The 19193-nt window shown below is 64.9% G+C and carries 16 protein-coding genes; 15 read left to right on the top strand and 1 reads right to left on the bottom strand.

Annotated features, from left to right (window positions below; genetic code table 11):
- Nucleotides 1–24: 24 nt before the first annotated feature.
- From J2X56_RS01875 to J2X56_RS01810, 14 genes are all read left to right on the top strand, one after another.
- Complete coding sequence (locus J2X56_RS01875; protein ID WP_039788217.1) at nt 25–1056, top strand: putative 2-aminoethylphosphonate ABC transporter substrate-binding protein; 1032 nt, start codon at nt 25–27, stop codon at nt 1054–1056.
- 155 nt (nt 1057–1211) lie between these two features.
- Nucleotides 1212–2414 (top strand): TIGR03364 family FAD-dependent oxidoreductase, encoded by a 1203-nt coding sequence (locus J2X56_RS01870; RefSeq protein WP_209569029.1) that lies wholly within the window; start codon nt 1212–1214, stop codon nt 2412–2414.
- A gap of 569 nt (nt 2415–2983) precedes the next feature.
- Nucleotides 2984–4645, top strand: a complete 1662-nt coding sequence (locus J2X56_RS01865) for an MFS transporter (protein WP_121040067.1) — start codon at nt 2984–2986, stop codon at nt 4643–4645.
- A gap of 347 nt (nt 4646–4992) precedes the next feature.
- Nucleotides 4993–5637 (top strand): response regulator transcription factor, encoded by a 645-nt coding sequence (locus J2X56_RS01860; RefSeq protein WP_121040064.1) that lies wholly within the window; start codon nt 4993–4995, stop codon nt 5635–5637.
- A gap of 370 nt (nt 5638–6007) precedes the next feature.
- Nucleotides 6008–7924, top strand: a complete 1917-nt coding sequence (locus tag J2X56_RS01855; RefSeq protein ID WP_310157771.1) for a methyl-accepting chemotaxis protein — start codon at nt 6008–6010, stop codon at nt 7922–7924.
- 46 nt (nt 7925–7970) lie between these two features.
- Nucleotides 7971–9584, top strand: coding sequence for a chemotaxis protein CheW (locus J2X56_RS01850; RefSeq protein ID WP_209569033.1), 1614 nt, complete (start codon nt 7971–7973; stop codon nt 9582–9584).
- A gap of 33 nt (nt 9585–9617) precedes the next feature.
- Complete coding sequence (cheB, locus tag J2X56_RS01845) at nt 9618–10730, top strand: chemotaxis-specific protein-glutamate methyltransferase CheB (RefSeq protein WP_209569035.1); 1113 nt, start codon at nt 9618–9620, stop codon at nt 10728–10730.
- Nucleotides 10731–10758: 28 nt separating this feature from the next.
- Entirely contained in the window at nt 10759–11373 is a 615-nt protein-coding gene (locus tag J2X56_RS01840; protein WP_121040053.1) for a HEAT repeat domain-containing protein, read from the top strand.
- Complete coding sequence (locus J2X56_RS01835; protein WP_034309541.1) at nt 11373–12233, top strand: protein-glutamate O-methyltransferase CheR; 861 nt, start codon at nt 11373–11375, stop codon at nt 12231–12233. The genes J2X56_RS01840 and J2X56_RS01835 overlap by 1 nt, the downstream gene beginning before the upstream one ends.
- Nucleotides 12230–12616, top strand: coding sequence for a response regulator (locus J2X56_RS01830; RefSeq protein WP_034309545.1), 387 nt, complete (start codon nt 12230–12232; stop codon nt 12614–12616). The genes J2X56_RS01835 and J2X56_RS01830 overlap by 4 nt, the downstream gene beginning before the upstream one ends.
- Entirely contained in the window at nt 12613–15021 is a 2409-nt protein-coding gene (locus tag J2X56_RS01825; RefSeq protein WP_310157761.1) for a chemotaxis protein CheA, read from the top strand. The genes J2X56_RS01830 and J2X56_RS01825 overlap by 4 nt, the downstream gene beginning before the upstream one ends.
- A complete protein-coding gene (locus J2X56_RS01820; protein WP_121040047.1) occupies nt 15018–15257 on the top strand; it encodes a hypothetical protein in 240 nt (79 codons plus the stop codon). Before J2X56_RS01825 ends, J2X56_RS01820 begins: the two co-directional genes overlap by 4 nt.
- 84 nt (nt 15258–15341) lie before the next feature.
- Nucleotides 15342–15716 (top strand): response regulator, encoded by a 375-nt coding sequence (locus J2X56_RS01815; protein ID WP_034309554.1) that lies wholly within the window; start codon nt 15342–15344, stop codon nt 15714–15716.
- 1 nt (nt 15717) lies between these two features.
- Nucleotides 15718–16707, top strand: coding sequence for a methyl-accepting chemotaxis protein (locus tag J2X56_RS01810; protein WP_158601246.1), 990 nt, complete (start codon nt 15718–15720; stop codon nt 16705–16707).
- Here J2X56_RS01810 and J2X56_RS01805 read toward each other — a convergent pair.
- Complete coding sequence (locus J2X56_RS01805) at nt 16704–17642, bottom strand: LysR family transcriptional regulator (protein WP_121040041.1); 939 nt, start codon at nt 17640–17642, stop codon at nt 16704–16706. The genes J2X56_RS01810 and J2X56_RS01805 overlap by 4 nt on opposite strands.
- 214 nt (nt 17643–17856) lie before the next feature.
- Between J2X56_RS01805 and J2X56_RS01800 the strand changes: the two genes are divergently transcribed.
- Entirely contained in the window at nt 17857–19158 is a 1302-nt protein-coding gene (locus tag J2X56_RS01800; protein WP_039788220.1) for a CitMHS family transporter, read from the top strand.
- Nucleotides 19159–19193 lie beyond the last annotated feature (35 nt).

Below are 19193 nucleotides of genomic sequence, written 5' to 3'. Positions count from 1 at the left end.
AGCCATTCACTGACGAAGGCCATCATGAAAAAAACCAAGCTGTTTTCCCTGTTCGCATCGGTGATCGGTGCCGGCCTGCTGTTCTCGGCCCAGGCCCACGCCGCTACCACGCTGACCGTCTACACCGCCCTCGAAGCCGACCAGATCAAGGCTTACCAGGCCGCGTTCCAGAAGGCCAACCCGGACATCGAGATCAAGTGGGTGCGCGACTCCACCGGCATCGTCACCGCCAAGCTGCTGGCCGAAAAAGCCAACCCGCAGGCTGACGTGATCTGGGGCCTGGCCGCCACCAGCCTGGCCCTGCTGGACAAGGAAGGCATGCTGACCCCGTACGCCCCGCAAGGCTTGTCAGCGATCGACGCCAAGTACCGCAGCGCCGCCAATCCGCCGGCCTGGGTCGGCATGGACGTGTGGGCCTCGGCCATCTGCTTCAACACCGTGGAAGCGCAAAAGCAGGGCCTGCCCAAGCCGACCTCCTGGGCCGACCTGACCAAGCCGGTCTATGCCGGCAAGATCGTCATGCCCAATCCGGCTTCCTCCGGCACCGGCTACCTGGATGTCTCGGCCTGGCTGCAGATGATGGGTGAAGAAAAAGGCTGGGCCTACATGGACGCCCTGCACAAGAACATCGGCCAATACACCCACTCCGGCTCGAAGCCCTGCAAACAGGCGGCCACCGGTGAATTCCCGATCGGCATCGCCTTCGAGTACCGTGCCGTCAAGACCAAGAAGGAAGGCGCACCGATCGACGTGATCCTGCCGTCCGAAGGCCTGGGCTGGGATATCGAAGCCACTGCCATCGTCAAGGGCACCAAGAACCTGGAAGCCGCCAAGAAACTGGCCGACTTCTCCGCCAGCAAGGAAGCCATGGCCCTGTATGAAAAGAACTTCGCCGTGGTCGCCATTCCTGGCGTGGCCAAGCCGGACGAGCTGCTGCCGGCCGACTATGAAAAGCGCCTGATCAAGAACGACTTCACCTGGGCCAGCACCAGCCGTGACCGCATCCTGACCGAGTGGAGCAAGCGTTACGAAAGCAAGTCGGAGAAGAAGCAGTAATCCCTGCACTTGCCCGCACTACCGCGCCGTCACGGGTCCAACAGCTTCGAGCTGTAGCGTGACGGCGCACGGAGAGGACCGCAGGACGCCGTCAGAGCGTCCCCGCACAAGACGCCGCACAACATCTCGCCACTGACTCCGATGGAGCACTTCTCATGAACAATTCCCTCTCAGAACACGATCCGCAGCACTTCGACCTGGCCGTGGTCGGCTCGGGCATCCTTGGCCTCGCCCACGCCTATGCCGCCGTCAAGCGCGGCCTCAAGGTGGCCGTCTTCGAACGCACCGGCACGCCGCTGGGCGCGTCCGTACGCAACTTCGGCATGGGCCTGGTGACCGGCCAGCCCCCCGGCATCATGCTCGACCTGGCCCGCGAAAGCCGCGCCCTCTGGCTGCACCTGGCCGCGCGCGCGCATTTCAGCGCCCGTGAAGCTGGCACCCTGCTGTTTGCCCGCAGCGAGGCCGAACACGACGTGCTGCTGGAATTCATGACCGTGCGTGCACGCCAGTACGACTACCGCGCCTCCCTGCTCGAAGGCGACAAGCTGGACGCGCTCTACAACGGCCGTTTCAGCCATCACCGCTCGGCCCTGCACGGCACCGAAGACCTGCAGCTGTATTCGCGCGAAGCCATGCCGGCCCTGGTGGCCTACCTGCATTCGCAGGGCGTGCATTTCCGTTTCAACACGCTGGTGCATGGCACCGCCGACGGCCGCCTCTCGACCACCGCCGGCGAATTCCGCGCCGAGCGCGTGGTGGTGTGCTCGGGCCACGATTACCTGACGCTCTTTGCCGACCGTCTGCAGCCGATGAACCTGAAGCAGTGCCGCCTGCAGATGCTGCGCCTGAAGACTGAAGAGGCGGTGCCGCTGACCCATGCCGTGCTGACCGGCCTGTCCTGCACCCACTACGGCGCTTTCTCGGACCTGCCGACCGCCCGCGCGGTGCACGCGGAGATCGAGGCGAACGCCCCGCTGCTGAACAAGCACGGCATTCACCTGCTGGTCAGCCCGACCCCGTATCAGGAGCTCATCGTCGGCGATTCGCACCATTACGGTACCGATTCGCCCCCGTTCAACAGTGAGGAAATCGATGAACTGCTGATCGGCCTGGTCGAACATACCCTGGCTTCGCGCGTGCAGGTGATCGAGCGCTGGCAAGGCGTCTACGGCAGCAAGGGACCGGGCCCGTTCTCGGCCCTGGCCATCGACGACCACACCTCGGTGGTGCTGATGCATACCGGCATCGGCATGAGCGTCGGCCTGGGCCTGGGCGAACGCGTGGTCAAGGCGCTGCTGGAGGGCGACAGCCTGCCCACACCGACAGCGCAAGCAACCCCGGCCACTGCGCTGGCCTGATCCCCGCACCTGAGCCGTGACAGGGCGGTGATGCCGTCCTGTCACCGCCGTCCCGTCTGCCGTCCCGCCCGGGAGCACATGCCGCTGATCCGCATGCCTGGCACGATGCTTCACTTGCTCGCGCTGATTCCTGACAGAAAAATCTTTTTGACCGCGTTCCCCAAAAGGCGAGCCGCGCGCTGCGGCCGCTGCGCCGCAATATCTGTTACCACCCCGCAAGGCCTTGGCTGACGGGCTTTTTGCTGCTGCGTCGCAACCAGAAATCGACTTGCTGCGCTGTAAGCTTGTGTAAGTTTGGAGCAAGTCCTGCGTAAGTTTGGCGTCGCACACTCGCCGCATGGACAAGTGGGTCCTTACGCAAGCAATGCGAAGCCAATATCGCGGTTTGTGTCAGACGGGGAAGCGAGGGGTGTCGATGTTTCATGCTTTGCATGCTCTTCATGCTTTGTTCTCCGGTGCGTTCTTGCATAACGCCCCATTCGGCCATCTGTTGCATTGTTGCCCTGTTGCCCCGAGTACCTGGTTGCATTCCATGCAGTAGCACACTCATTAAAACCAAGGAGACAGACATGACCACAGCATCAGTCAATACGACTGCGCGCGGCATCACCCCGGAGGAGAAGAAAGTCATCTTCGCCTCTTCGCTAGGCACCGTTTTCGAATGGTATGACTTCTACCTGTACGGCTCGCTGGCGGCCATCATCGCCAAGCAGTTCTTTGCCGGCACCGACCCCAATACCGCGTTCATTTTCGCCCTGCTGGCCTTTGCTGCCGGTTTCATCGTGCGTCCCTTCGGCGCGCTGGTGTTCGGCCGCCTGGGTGACCTGGTCGGCCGCAAGTACACCTTCCTGGTGACCATCCTGATCATGGGGGCCTCGACCTTCATCGTCGGCGTGCTGCCCAACTACAACTCCATCGGCATCACTGCCCCGATCATCCTGATCATCCTGCGCATCCTGCAGGGTCTGGCGCTGGGTGGTGAATACGGCGGTGCCGCCACCTACGTGGCCGAGCACGCGCCGGAAGGCCGCCGCGGTGCCTTCACCGCGTGGATCCAGACCACGGCCACGATGGGCCTGTTCCTGTCGCTGCTGGTGATCCTGGGTGTGCGTACGGCCGTGGGTGAAGCCGCCTTCGCCGACTGGGGCTGGCGCATTCCCTTCCTGGTCTCCATCCTGCTGCTGGCCATCTCGGTGTGGATCCGCATGTCCATGAACGAGTCGCCGGCTTTCCTGAAGATGAAGGCTGAAGGCAAGACCTCCAAGGCCCCGCTGACCGAAGCCTTCGGCCAATGGAAGAACCTGAAGCTGGTGATCCTGGCGCTGGTCGGCCTGACCGCCGGTCAAGCCGTGGTGTGGTACACCGGCCAGTTCTACGCTCTGTTCTTCTTGACCCAGACCTTGAAGGTGGATGGCCCGACCGCCAACCTGCTGATCGCTGCAGCCCTGCTGCTGGCCACGCCCTTCTTCCTGTTCTTCGGATCGCTGTCGGACAAGATCGGCCGCAAGCCCATCATCCTGGGGGGCTGCCTGATCGCCGCCGTGACCTACTTCCCGATCTTCAACGGCCTGACCCACTTCGCCAACCCGGCGCTGGAAGCCGCCCTGCAAAAGTCGCCGGTGATCGTCACCGCTGACCCGGCCAGCTGCCAGTTCCAGTTCAACCCGACCGGCACCAAGAAGTTCACCTCGTCCTGCGACATCGTCAAGGCCAAGCTGTCGGCTGCCTCGGTGAACTACCAGAACGTGGCCGGCGCCCCGGGTTCGGTGGCCACCGTCAAGATCGGCGATCGCATCATCACCTCCTATGACGCGACCGGCCTGTCCAAGGAAGACGCTGCTGCCAAGGACAAGGAACTGTCCAAGGCACTTGCAGACGACATCAAGGCCGCCGGCTACCCGGCCAAGGCGGATCCGGAGCAGATCAACAAGCCCATGGTCCTGCTGCTGCTGTTCATCCTGGTGCTCTACGTGACCATGGTCTACGGCCCGATCGCCGCCTGCCTGGTCGAAATGTTCCCGACCCGCATCCGCTACACCTCCATGTCCATGCCTTACCACATCGGCAACGGCTGGTTCGGCGGCCTGCTGCCCACCACCTCCTTCGCACTGGTGGCCTTCAAGGGCGACATCTACTACGGCCTGTGGTATCCGATCGTGATCTCGCTGATCACCGTGGTGATCGGTCTGCTGTTCGTGAAGGAAACCGTGCGCAACAACATCCACGAGTAAGCTTCTCAATGACGTGCTCGCCGCCCGCCCCCCAAGGCAGGACGGCGCAGCGCAAAGCATTCCCGGACCGGGCGCAATCATGATTGCGCCCGGTTTTTTCATGGGTGAGGCGTAACAGCCAAGAACGGGCGTGCTGAACGTGAACAGAATGACCAGATCATCTTCATCAAAAATCATACTTCTGATGAATTTGCACTTATTCGCTATATTTGATTGAAATGATTAAGAAAAACCGGTAAATTCACCGCTGAGAACAGGCATCCCGAGACCGCTGCGCGTGCCCTGCGCTGTCGCCGGCACACTGAGGAGGGTTGCCACATCAACTTGCTCAGTGGGGGATCCTGAACATGAATATAGTCCTGGTGGACGACCAGATCATGATGCGCGCGGGCCTGCGTTGCCTGATCGAGAAGCTGGAAGGCCAACAAGTCATTGGCGAAGTGGAAGCCGGACCGGTGGCCTTGCATGTGATCCAGAGCGTGGCGCCGGACGCGGTCATCATCGATATCTCCACCGACACCCGCAAGGGACTGGCCCTGCTGGCCGACATCTGCAGCAAATGCCCTGCCAGCCGCGTGGTGATCGTCGGCAACCAGCCCGATGCCGAGCTGCTGGCCGAGGTGATGCGCATGGGGGTAGCGGCCTATCTGCTCAAGCAATCCAATCCCGCTGAACTCGATATCGCCTTGCAGGCCGTCGCCCGCAACGAGTGCTACCTGACCCCGGCTGTAGCCAAGTCCATGATCAGCCACTGCCTCTACACGGGGCCCGCCCGGCAGACCCAGGCCGATCCGCTTACGCCGCGCCAGCACCAGATCCTGGCCATGATCGCCCATCGCAAGACGACCAAGGAAATCGCCTACGAACTGGACCTGAGCGAAAAGACCATCGCGGCCCACCGCGCCCAGATCATGGACCGCATCGGCGTACGCGACGTGGTCGGACTGGTCTTGTGGGCCGTCAAGAACAACCTGGTGGAACGGCAGACCTGAACCTTCCTTCAGCTGCTGCTGCAGTCGTTTTTCCTGATCCATTCGCGCAACTTCCCGCGCCCTCTCTGTCCCCGTTCCTGCCACCCGGCACGCCAGTGCGGCGACTTTCCACCCCATCCTTTGTACGGAACAGCGCCCGCTGACCGCGGCACGCGTGCTTTCGCGCTTGCCTTGCGCAAAGCGCGGTCCTGCGCACATGGCCAAGGCGTCAACACGGCCCTAGGCAAGCGCAACCGGGCTGCTCGGTTTGCCTAGGACATTTCCTATGTATCTCCTAGGACCAGAACCGATTCCGCCCGGCAATATTGCCGCCTACCATTTCTCCTGCAAGACCGTCCGTTTGAGCACAACTTTTTTCCAGGAGGCGCACATGGCGCTCGTCAAGACTATCCAGAACTCCAACTATGAGGGCACAACCGACCAGCGTGCGGCCGCCTCGACGTCGCGCCAGGCCGATGCCCTGCGCAAGAAGGCACGCACCCTGGCCAAGCAGCAGCAGGCCGCCGAGCGCATCGCCGCCGCCACCGCCGAACTCAGCGCCGGCATCTCGGAGGCTTCTGCCGCCACAGAAGAACTGAAAAGCGCCTCCGACCAGATTGCGCGCGGCGCCGAGCAAGCCTCCAGCGCCGCTCAGGAGTCGCTGGCCGCCTTCCGCCAGGTCGAGCAGGCCATCGGCCGCCAGTTGCAGAATGCCGATCAAAGCCAGGCCCGCATGCTGGCCGTGCAGAACCAGGTCACCCGCACCAGCGGCGATATCGCCACCCTGGTCACCAACGTGGGCATCGCCGCCCAGCGCCAGTCCAGCTCGGTGGCCATGGTGGCCGAACTGGAAAAGCAGGCCGCCAACATCGGCGACATCGTCAAGGCCGTGGCCCGCATCGCCGACCAGACCAACCTGCTGGCCCTGAACGCGGCCATCGAAGCGGCCCGCGCCGGACAGCATGGCAAGGGCTTTGCGGTGGTGGCCGACGAGGTGCGCACCCTGGCCGAGACCTCGGAAAAAAGCGCCAAGCAGATCCAGGAACTGGTCGGCCAGATCCAGCGTGAAGTCAAGGCCGTGGTCGAAGGTATCGGCGCGGCCGCCACCACTGTCCTGGGCGAGGTCGAAAGCGGCAAGATGATCAGCGCCCAGCTGGAGAACATCCGCCGCGATGCCCAGGTGATCGTCGCCGGCGTGCAAGAGATTGCCGTAGGCGCCCAGCAGTCGGTCGCCGCGACCAAGCAGGCGCTTGATGGCGCCCAGGAAATCGCCGCTGCCGCCGAAGAACAATCGGCCGCTGCCGTCGAATCCGCCAAGACCGTGGCCGAGCAAGGCCAGGCATTGTCGGAAGCAGAAACCACCTCGCAAGCGCTCTCGGAACTGTCCGAAGACCTCAAGAACTCCACCGATGTGGCCAAGAGTGCCGAAGAAGTCGCCGCCAGTGCCGAAGAACTCTCGGCGGCCGTACAGGAAATCAGCCGCGCCAGCGCCCAGATCATGTCGGCCATCGAACAGATCCGCAAAGGTACGCAGGTGCAATCAGTGGCCACCGAAGAATCGGCCACGGCCATCGAACAGATCTCACGCGGCCTGCAGGTGGCACAAGCACGCGCCGGCACCAGCGGCGAACGCGCCACCGCGATCCGGACGCTGCTGGGCGAGAACAAGAAGGCCGTCGATTCGCTCATCGCCGGCATCGCCAATTCGGTGGACGCCTCACGCGCCTCGATCCGCCAGATCAAGGACCTGGCCCTGGTCTCGCGCCGCATCGACAAGATCGTCGATGCCATCACCACCGTCTCCATCCAGACCAACATGCTGGCCGTGAACGGCTCCATCGAAGCGGCCCGCGCCGGCGAGTTCGGCAAGGGCTTCGTGGTGGTCGCGACAGACATCCGCAACCTGGCCCACGACTCGGCCGGCAATGCCGACAACATCAAGGATCTGGTCAAAGCAGTGCAGGACCAGATCGCCGTGGTCGAACGCGACCTGGAAGAAATTGCCGACGCTGCCATCGGTGAAGCCGAAAAAGCCAAGGCCATCACCAGCGCCCTGGTCAGCATCGAAAGCGATGTGGCCGCCGTGGAGCAAGGCACGCAGGAAATCCTGTCGGCTGCCAGCGAGGTGGCTGCGGCCATCGTGCAGGTGCGCACCGGCACCGAGCAGATTGCCGCCGCCGCCCAGGAAGCCGACCGTGCCGCCACCGAAGCTGCTGCCGCCGCGCGCCAGCAGTCCCAGGGGGCCGAGCAACTGGCCGCCGCCGTCGAGGAAGTGGCCTCGCTGGCCGATGAGCTGCAAAGCACCTGACTCGCTGCTCCAGTGAACCCGTGGACCCGAGAAAGGCACACACAACATGAATGACGCATCCCTCATCGAGCGCGAGACGGCCCCGGCCGCCGTCGCGCCCGTACCTGGCGCAGCGACGCCGCCGGCCTACTCCGGCACAGCCGACGACGACCTGCCCCCGCCCACCACCGGCGACACCGAACTGCGCCAGTTCGTCACCTTCACGGTGGGCGACGAGGTCTTTGGCGTGGACATGGCACCGGTACAGGAAATCATCCGCGTGCCGGAAGTAGTGCACGTGCCGCTGGCCCCGCAGGCCCTCCTGGGCCTGGCCAACCTGCGCGGCAAGGTGCTGCCCATCGTCAGCCTGAGCCGCATCTTCGGGCTGCCGGACCGGCCGGCCGACGATGCCAGCCGTGCCGTGGTGATCGACCTGGGCCAGCCGCTGGGTTTCGTGGTGGATCACGTGGCCAGCGTGGTCGGCGTGGACCTGCGCCAGATCGAAGACGTGGCCTGCATCGCCTCCTCGGTGCGCACCGAGCTGCTGTCCGGACTGATCAAGGACGTCGGCGGCCACCCCATGATCATGGTGCTGGATTTCGCCCGGCTGGTGGCGGCCGAATTTGCCGAAGCCGCTACCGGCACGCGCGCCGGACAGACTGCCATGGATGGCGGCAGCACCGAAGACGTGCAGGCCCAGGGTGGCGACGAACTGCAACTGGTCAGCTTCATGGTGGCCGGCCAGGAATATGCGGTAGCCATCGAAGACGTACAGGAAATCGTGCAGATGCCGCAGACCATCGTGCAGGTGCCGCATGCGGAGCCGCACGTGCTGGGCATCATGACCCTGCGCAACCGGCTCTTGCCGCTGGTGTCGCTGCGCCACATGTTCGGCTTGCCGCCGCACCAGCAGGACCACAGCAGCCGCATCGCCGTGGTTGCCCCGGCGGCCGGGGACTCGGCAGGCGCCGTGGGAGTGGTCATCGATACCGTCAACGAAGTGCTGCGGGTGCCGCTCAACACCGTGGAAGCGGTCCCCACGCTGCTGGCGCGCGACCAGGGGATGGCCGACATCGCCCGCATCTGCCGGCTGGACAACGGAAAGCGGCTGGTGTCGGTGATCGATGCCGTGAGCTTGCTGCGCCAGCCGGCCATCGAAACCTTGCTGGAGGACAACGAGGTGAACCAGAACAAGCAGCCCGAAACCCGCAGCGACGATGAGGAACAGGTCGTGGTGTTCCGCTTCGGCGAGGAGGAATTCGGCGTGCCCATCGACAGCGTGCAGGAGATCGTGCGCGTGCCGGAGCAACTGACCCACGTGCCGCGCGCCCCGACATTTGTGGAAGGCGTCATCAACCTGCGCGGCGCCGTGCTGCCGGTGATCGACCTGCGCATGCGGCTGGGCCTGCCACGGGTGGAACGCAGTGACCGCCAGCGCATCATGGTGTTCCTGATCGACCAGGTGTGCACCGGCTTCATCGTCGATTCGGTGGCCGAGGTCCTCAAAATCGAACGCCGCGCCATCGGGCCCGCGCCTTCGCTGTCGAGCCAGCAGGTGCGCCTGCTCTCGCGCATGGCCAACATCGAGAAACAGAAACGCATGATCCAGCTGGTGGAACCGCGCTACCTGGTGGAAGGCGAAGAGCTGGCCCTGCTGGCCGGCATGAGACAAGCCGCGTAAGCCTACGCACGAGAAAGGACAGGAGAGAGAAGGATGAAGCTGCTCATCGTCGACGATTCAGCCCTCATGCGCAAGCAACTGGGCGAGCTCTTCGAGCAGGCCGGTGGCTTTGCGGTGGCCTTTGCCCGCAATGGCCGCGAAGCCGTCAGCATGAACCTGGAATTCGCGCCCGATGTCGTCACCCTCGACATCAACATGCCCGAACTCGATGGTCTCTCGGCGCTGGCGGAGATGATGCTGCAACGTCCGGTGCCGGTGATCATGCTTTCCTCCCTGACGGCCCAGGGGGCGCTGGCGACCTTCGAAGCCCTGGCCCTGGGGGCGGTGGATTACGTAGCCAAGCCGGGCGGCACCATCAGCCTGGGCATCGATGCGCTGCGCACCGAACTGGTGGCCAAGGTACGGGGCGCCGCCAAGGCCAAGGTGCGCGGGCCCGACGCAGCACCGCCGGCCACGTCGCCGCGCACCGCTGCCCGCCCCCGTAGCGCCGCTCGGCCAGCCGATCCTGCCGGACCAGCGACGGCGGCCCCGACTGCTACCCTCTCCGCGCCGCTGGATGCCCGCCGGCCGGGGGTGGTGGTCATCGGAGTCTCCACCGGCGGCCCGCGCACGCTGGAGCGCATCCTGCCGCAGTTGCCGGCGCACTTCCCCTGGCCGGTGGTGGTGGCGCAGCACATGCCGACCAGTTTTACCGCGCCCTTCGCCGAGCGCCTGGGCCGGCTATGCGCCCTGCGTGTGGTCGAGGCGGCGCAGCCCATGCCGCTGGAAGCGGGCACGGTGTATGTCTGCAAGGGCGGTGCCGACAGCATTTTCACCACGCGCAACGGCCGTCCCACGCTGGTCAGCCGCCCGCCCGACGCAACCCAGCTGTGGCATCCCTCGGTCCAGTTACTGGGGGCCAGCGCCCTGCAGCTGTATCCGCCCCAGGCCATCGTGGGCGTCATGCTCACCGGCATGGGCAGCGATGGTGCCGAGGCCTATACCGAGATCCGGCAAGCCGGCGGACGCACCATCGCCGAAAGCGAACAATCCGCCGTGGTCTTCGGCATGCCGGCCGAACTGATCCGCCGTGGCGGCGCCAGCAGCGTACTGCCGGCCGAACGGATTGCAGGCCAGCTGATCCAGTGGCTGTGTCCCCTCAACTGATACGAATCACACCGATACGGAACCCATCATGCCCTTGAACAAGTCCACAGGAATGTCCAGCGCCAGTATCCCGGAAGTGGCCCGCGCCACGGCCCTGGCCAGCCTGCAGGCGGCGGACCCGGCATTGCGCCGCAGTGCGGCCCAGACTCTGGCCGGACAGCCGGAGGCGGTACCGGTCATCCTCGATGCCCTGGAACGCGAATCGAGCCTGGCCGTGCGCACGGCCCTGCTCGATTCACTGGCGGCCACGCCCGGCGACGAGGCCGTGCAAGCCCTGGCCGGCTGCCTGCGCAGCGAAGACGCCTGGCTGCGCAACGCCGCCATCGACCTGCTGCGCGGCATGCCCGAGCAGGTGGCTCCCGTGATCGCGCACATGCTCATTGATCCGGAAACCGATATCCGCATCCTGGCCGTGGGCATCCTCGACACGCTGCGCCATGCGCGGGTGGAGGACTGGCTGCTGCAACTGATCGATGCCGAGACCGATGTCAACGTCTGCGGCGCTGCACTGGAAGTGCTGACCACCATCGGCACGCCAGCGGCCATCGGACCGGTGACCACGCTCATGCGCCGCTTTGCCGACGAGCCCTACATCACGTTTGCCGGGCGCCTGCTGCTGAACCGGCTTGGACGGGGCGCGTAATGAATGTTTCTGCAGAAGCCCCCACCAGCAGCATCAGCGCCGAAGACTTCGAGCGCTTCCGTGAATATTTTTACCGCCGCAGCGGCATCCACTTCGAATCGACCAAACGCTACTTCGTCGACAAGCGCCTCATCGACCGCATCCAGGCAGCAGGCTGTGCCGACTTTCGCGAGTACTTCTCGCTGCTGCGCTTCGAGACCTCGGGCCGCGAATGGCAGCGCCTGGTCAACGAGATGACGGTCAACGAGACCTACTTCATGCGCGAGCACTACCAGTTCGACTGCATGGTGCAGTCGATGCTGCCCGAGCTGGTGGCGCGCAAGCCGCGCGGCGAACCGATGCGCATCTGGATCATGCCGTCGTCTTCCGGCGAGGAAGCCTACACGGTGGCCATGTACCTGCTGGAACGCTGGCCGGAACTGGCACGCTGGGATGTGGAGATCGTCTCCTCGGATATCGACACCCGCATCCTGGCCCAGGCCGAGGCCGGCCTCTATTCGCCGCGTGCCGTGCACCAGCTGCCGGCCGCCTGGCTGCAGAAGTATTTCACCCGCGAGGGGGAAAACTGGCGCATCAACCGCAGCCTGCGCGAGGTCGTGGCCTTTACCCGCGTGAACCTGAACGAACGCGCCGAAGTGGCAGCCTACCGCAACTACGACCTGGTGTTCTGCCGCAACCTGCTGATCTACTTCGACGACGCCTCGCGCCGCCGTGCCGCCGAAGCCTTCTATGACGTATTACGCCCGGGCGGTTTCATCTGCCTGGGCCACTCGGAGTCGATGAGCCGCATCTCATCGCTGTTTGCGATCCGCAAGTTTGCACAAGCGATCGTCTACCAGAAGCCATTGGAGCAAGCATGAAACATATCCTCATCGTGGACGATGCTGCCACCGTCCGTCTGTATGAACGGGCCATCTTCGAGGACGCCGGCTATACCGTGCGCGAAGCCAGCAACGGGCTGGAGGCGCTGGAGACGGCGCTGGCCGCCTGCGCCGAAGGCCAGCAGCCCTTCGACCTGTACGTGGTCGATGTCAACATGCCGCAAATGGATGGCTACTCTTTCCTGCGCGCCCTGCGCCAGCACGACATCCCCCAGGCACCGGCCATCATGGTCAGTACCGAAGCCCAGGAATGCGATCGCCGCAAGGCCTTCGAGGCCGGCGCCAATCTCTACATCGTCAAGCCGGCGCGCCCCGTGCCGCTGCTGCGCAACGTGAAACTGATGCTGGGAGAAACGCAATGACGACCGCCTTCTCTCCCCTGCTGCTGCAATTCATGCAGGAGTCGCGCGACGGCCTGCAGGAGATCGCCAGCCGCCTGCTGGCCCTGGAACGCCAGCCGGCCGATCCTGAATTGATGGAGTCCCTGTTCCGGGTGGTGCATACGCTCAAGGGCAACTGCGGACTGTTCGAGTTTCCCGAGATGTTCCGGGTGCTGCATGCGGCCGAAGACTTGATGAGTGCGGTGCGCGACGGCCAGGTCGCCTATGACCGCGAGATGGCCGACCTGCTGCTGGAAGCCATGGATTTCGTGGCACGCCAGTTCGACGACATCGAACTGGCCGGCCAGCCGGACCCGGCCCAGGCTGCCCCGTGCGCGGAACTGGTGGCCCGCCTGCGCCAGCGCTGCGGGATGCAGCTGGCCCAGGGCGGTGGCCAGGATGCCCACCAGGCGAGCCAGCGCGCGGCTGAAGAAGCCGCCCGCAGCCGCATGGCCGAGGCCCTGGCCCGGGTGCCCGCCAGCCTGCGCATGGCTTGGGCCGATGCCGCCCGCAACGGCGAGACCTTGCTATGGGTGGAATACACGCCTGAACCGGAATGCTTCTTCAAGGGCGAGGATCCGCTGCGCCTGGCCGCGCAGATGCCGGGCGTGCTGTGGCGCCGCGTGTTGCCCGGCAGCGCCTGGCCGGCCCTGGCCGAGCTGGATGCCTATCGTGCCAACCTGGTATTCCAGGCAGTAACGACCGCCGACCGCAGCCTGCTGGATGATCATTTCCGCTACGTGCCAGGACAGTTCTGGATCACCGCCCTGCCGGCAGCGGCCATCGAAGTCAAGGACCAGACCCGGGCCAACGATGCGCTGATGATCGTGCAAACCCAGAATGATGCACTGTGGGCACTCGAAGGCGCGCCCTGGGTCCCTGGCCATCTGAAAGCGGCCGTGACGACCATCGCCAATTGCATGCGCGCCATCGGACGCCTGGATGTCTTGCCGGCACTGGAAGCCTGCGCCGAGGAAGCCCTTGCGCTGTCGAGCGTGGCGCCGGTGGTGGCCTGGATCGAGCAGCATGCGCAAGTGCAGTCGATGGCCGAGGTGAGCGCACACGCGGATGTGCAAGAAGAAATGATCGCCGCAGAGATCGCCGCACCGGCCGCGGAGGCTGCGGCCCCGGCGACGGCGGCAATGGCGCCCGCCACTGCCGAGGGAGAGGCTCCCGTCAATTTCGGACGCCGTGCCGAGGACAGCAATGGCGCGCGGGTCCTGAAGGTGGAACAGGAAAAAGTGGACCGCCTCATGAACCTGATCGGCGAGATGGTGGTGGCCCGCAACGGCCTGCCCTACCTGGCCTCCCGTGCCGAGAACCAGTACGGCGAGCGCGAGCTGGGCCGCGATATCCGGGCCCAGCATGCGGTCATCAACCGCATCGTCGAGGAAATGCAGGATGCCATCATGCAGGTGCGCATGATGCCGGTGTCATTCGTGTTCCAGCGCTTCCCGCGCCTGGTGCGCGACATCGCACGCAAGCTGGGCAAGGAGGTGCAACTGCTGCTGGAAGGCGAGACCACCGAGGCCGACAAGAACGTCATCGAGGCCTTGGCCGACCCCTTGGTTCACCTGGTGCGCAATGCGCTGGACCACGGCATGGAAACGCCCGAAGAACGCCGCGCCGCCGGCAAGCCGGCCACCGGCAAACTGGTCATGAGCGCCCGCCAGGAAGCCGATTGCGTGGTCATCGAGATCGCCGACGACGGGCGCGGCATCGACCCCGCCGTGATCCGCCGCAAGGCCTATGCGCGCGGCCTGGTGGATGAAGCGGCACTGGAACGCATGAGCGACCGCGAGGCCGTGAACCTGGTGTTCCTGCCCGGCTTCTCCACGGCCGAGGCCGTCACCGATCTCTCCGGGCGCGGCGTGGGCATGGATGCGGTCCGCACCGCCATCGAACGCCTGCACGGCAGCGTGCAGCTGGAAAGCAAAGCCGGCCAGGGCACCCGCCTGCAACTGTCGCTGCCGCTGTCGATGGCGGTGACCAACGTGATGATCGTGCAGTCCGGCGGCGTGCAGTACGGCCTGCCGATGGAAGCGGTGGTGGAAACGGTGCGCGTCCCGGCCGCCGACGTACACCGCATCAAGCAGCACAATGCCGCCGTCCTGCGCGGGCGCATCGTGCCGCTGCTTGAACTGAACAGCCTGCTCGGGCTGGACACCCCGCAGTGCTGCAACGAGCACGACGAATGGGCGACCCTGATCCTGCGCGTGCACGGGCAGTACCTGGGATTGGTGATCGATGACTTCCGGGAGGTGGTGGAAGTGATCCTCAAGCCGCTCTCCGGAGTGCTCGCCGGCCTCACGGCCTATGCCGGATCGGCCCTGCTGGGCGACGGCTCGGTACTGATGGTCATCAACCCCAAGGAGCTGCTGAAATGACGATCGAATTCAAGGACGACACCCTGCACTGTGCGGGCGTACTGGCCGTAGAGGATGCCGAGGCCCTGCTGGCCCTGGTGGCCGGCCATCCGGCGGCCGCGGTGGACCTCTCTGCCTGCGAGCATGTGCATACGGCCTGCCTGCAGGTCTTGATGGCGAGTGCCGCCAGCATCAGCGCCTGGCCGGGCGCGCCGGAACTCAGCGAATGGCTGCGCGCGGCTCTGCCGCAGCACTGAGGCCGCCTGCGCCGCCAACGACCCGGACAAACTAACACACCAGACAAACCAGACAAGCAGCATCAACCAGCAAGGAGTACCCAAATGAGCAAGACCATCCTGGTAGTGGACGATTCAGGCACCATGATCCTGAGCCTGAAAAACAATCTCGAAATTTCCGGCTTCAAGGTCATCACCGCCAACGACGGTGCGGCCGCCCTGGCCCGCTTGGGCCAGGCGCCAAAGCCGGATCTCATCATCACCGACATCAACATGCCCAACATGGGCGGCATCGAATTCATCGGCAAGGCGCGCGCCCTGCCGGGTTTCCGCTTCACGCCCATCCTGGTGCTCAGTACCGAGAGCCAGCAGGCCAAGCGCGATGAAGCCCGCAGTGCCGGGGCCAGCGGCTGGATGGTCAAGCCGGTGCCGGGCGCCGAGCTGCTCAAGATCGTCAAACAGGTGCTGCCGGGGGCCTGACATGGGAATCATCCACGCCTTGCGCACCCGGGTACGCGCCCAGCCGCACATGCCGGCAGAACCGGGACCGACCTGCCAGGCCGCCCTGGTGGCCAGCATGCAACTCGACGAAGAAATCGCCGTGCGCCTCAAGGGTGCGGTGGAGCAGACCGAGAATTCCTCGCTGGCCATCATGAGCGAAGCGCGCGCCCTGTGCGACCGCTCTGCGCAACTGCTGGAGCGCATGCAGCGTGCCAGCCAGGAAAACGAACGCGTACGTGACGAGATGCTGGAAACGGTCGATGCCCTGGTGTCCATGACCGAATTCCTCAAGAGCCTGCCCGAACGCATGCGCCGCGATGTTGAAAGCATTGCCCGCATCGCCGAGGAAATCGACAACCTCTCCGATCTGGCGCAGAACGTCCAGGCCATCAGCACGCAGTCGCACCTGCTGTCGATCAATACGGCCATCGAGGCCAGCCGCGCCGGCCAGCAGGGAGCAGCCTTCAAGGTGATCGCCTCGGAGGTACGCAACCTGGCAGCCAATTCGCATACCGCGGCGGCACGGATTCGCACCACCCTGTCGGAAGTGCGCAAGACCTTGCACGACGAACTGGGCGGCAATACGGCCCAGTCGGCGGCCGACCTGGATCGCATCGCCGCCACCGCCGAGGCCGTGGGCAGGCTGCGTAGCAGCTTCGAGCACGTGCGCGATACCAGTGACCAGCAATACACGCAGATGATGGCGCACGGCGAGGAACTGGTCGCGACCACCGGCAACATGCTGGGCCATCTGCAGTTCCAGGACGTAGTGCGGCAATGCGTGGAGCGCGTCCAGTACGCCGTGGACCGGCGCAATGCGGCCCTGGCCCAAATGGCGGGCGAGACCACGGTGATCCTGCCCGCGCATGAGGCGGCCACTGTCATCGCGCAGGTGGTCATCGATTACGTGGAACAGGAGCACCGCCACCTGGTGCGCGAGCCGGACTTGCCGGCCATGGAATTGTTCTAGGAAGCCTGTGGTTTGCGGCCGCGCCGCGCGGGGGTTGCGCTTTCAGCGCGCGCCTTGGCCTGGATCAGGTCCAGCAATCCTTGTGCGGCGATGGACAGGCTGCGCTCCTTGGGCGTGACGATCAGCAGCGGCCGCACCAGCTCCGGCGCGTCCACCGGAATGGCCACCAGATTGGGCAGGCGGAACTGGAACAGCGTCAGCTCCGGCACCACGCTCACGCCCAGGCCGCTTTCGATCAGGGCGGCCAGGGTGGCCAGGTGCTCGACCTCCAGCCCGGTGTGGATCACCGCGCCCGGCCGCAGCACGGCATCCAGATGCTGGCGCACGCTGGTGGAGCGCGCCAGGTGGATCATTTCGCACCCGGCCAGTTGGGCCACCTTGATGCGGCGCTTGCCGGCCAGCGCATGGTCCTTGCGGCAGACCAGGTAGAACGGGTCGGCGCACAGGGGCTGCGTGGTGAACTCCAGCAGATTGGGGCCCGGCGCGGTAAGGGCGATATCGGCCTTGCCCTGGCGCAGCAGGTCCAGGCATTGATCCGATATGGCATCGAACAGCTCCACCGCCACGCCCGGATGACGTTGCCGGTAAGCCGCCAGCACCGGCGGCAGCCACCCCGCCGCCAGCGATGGCAAGGCCGCGATGGCCACTCTGCCCTTGCGCCGTGCGACGTAATCGTTCATGTCCGCCAGCGCCGCCTCCATGTCTGCGACCAGCTGGCGTGCCACCTCGACAAAGACTTCACCTTCCGGCGTCAGGCTCACGTTGCGGGTATCGCGTTCGAACAGGCGCGCGCCGGTTGCCGTTTCCAGCTTCTGGATCATGGCGCTGAACGCTGACTGCGACACATGGCAGCGCTCGGCCGCGTGGCCGAAATGGCGACAGTCGGCCAGTGCGAGGAATGCGTGCAGCAGGCGCGTGGACAGGTTGGCGTGCATGGTGGAAGACGGGAGCGGATTATGCCGAAAAGCAGGTCAATCAATCGAAAAAAGCGACTTTACAACAAAATCAGCCGCCACCTACACTCGCCCTGCTCACATCCGCGCACCCTGTACGGAATCATGTACAGAAGCTGAAGCAGAAAAAAGAACGAACCGGTACCGGATGTGCTGACACGACAAGAACATCACATCAAAAAAACCGGAGACACGCATGTTGGCCCTGCTCGGCTTTGTTACGATCGTATCCTTGTTCACGGCCATCCTCACCAAGAGGATGTCGCCCCTGGTGGCGCTGATCGCCATCCCCATCATTGCCGCATTAGTGGGTGGTTTCGGCTTGCAGACCTCCAAGTTCATCGTCCAGGGCGTGACCGCCATTGCGCCGGTGGCCGGCATGTTCGTCTTTGCGATCCTGTTCTTCGGCATCGTCACCGATGCCGGTATGCTGGACCCGATCATCAGCCGCATCCTCAAGACCGTGGGCAGCCGCCCTACCCGCATCGTGCCGGGCACGGCGCTGCTGGCGCTGCTGATCCACCTGGATGGTTCGGGTGCGGTGACCTTCCTCATCACCATCCCCGCCATGCTGCCGCTGTACACGCGGCTGGGCATCGACAAGCGCATCCTGGCCTGCGTGGCCTCGATGGCGGCGGGCGTGAATTTCCTGCCGTGGACCGGGCCGATGATCCGCGCCTCGGCGGCGCTGCACATCCCGGTCTCGGACATCTTCACGCCGCTGGTGCCGGTGCAACTGGTGGGGCTGGCGTTCGTGTTCATCGCCTCGTATCTGCTGGGCCTGAAGGAAGAGCGCCGACTCGGGCTGGGCAAGGGATCGACGGTCGATTTCGTGCAGCAGCATGAGCTGAGCGAAGCGCAACTGAAGATCCGTCGCCCGCAGAATTTCTGGGCCAACATCGTGCTGACGGTCTTCGTGCTGGGCGTGATGATCAGCGGCAAGGTCGATCCGGTGGTGATGTTCATGATCGGCGTGGTGCTGGCGCTGATGATCAACTACCGTGACGTGGCCATGCAGCGCGAGCGCATCGACGCCCACGCCAAGGCGGCCCTGCTGATGGCCAGCATCCTGTTTGCGGCGGGCGTGTTCACCGGCATCATGACCAAGTCAGGCATGCTCTCGGCCATGGCCAAGACCGCGGTCGGCTTCGTGCCGCCCGAGATGGCCGGGCATATCCCGGTGGTGCTGGGCGTGCTGTCGATGCCGCTGTCGCTGCTGTTCGATCCGGATTCCTTCTACTTCGGCGTGCTGCCGGTGATCGCCGAGGTCAGCCACATGCTGGGCGTACCGACCATCCAGGTGGCCCAGGCAGCGCTGTTGGGCCAGATGACGACCGGTTTCCCGGTCAGCCCGCTCACGCCCGCGACCTTCCTGGTGTGCGGCCTGGCCGGGATCGAACTGGCGGACCACCAGAAATACACCATTCCCTTCCTCTTCGGTGCCTCCGTGGTGATGACCATCGCCTGCGTGGTACTGGGGCTGTTCCCGCTGTTCTGAGCGCGGGCCACCGGAAGTGCAACACCCTGTTTTGG

The organism is Herbaspirillum sp. 1173, assembly GCF_031455335.1.
Taxonomy (GTDB): domain Bacteria; phylum Pseudomonadota; class Gammaproteobacteria; order Burkholderiales; family Burkholderiaceae_D; genus Herbaspirillum; species Herbaspirillum huttiense.
Note: the sequence above shows the minus strand (reverse complement) of the source record. Positions and strands in the feature narration are given on the sequence as shown.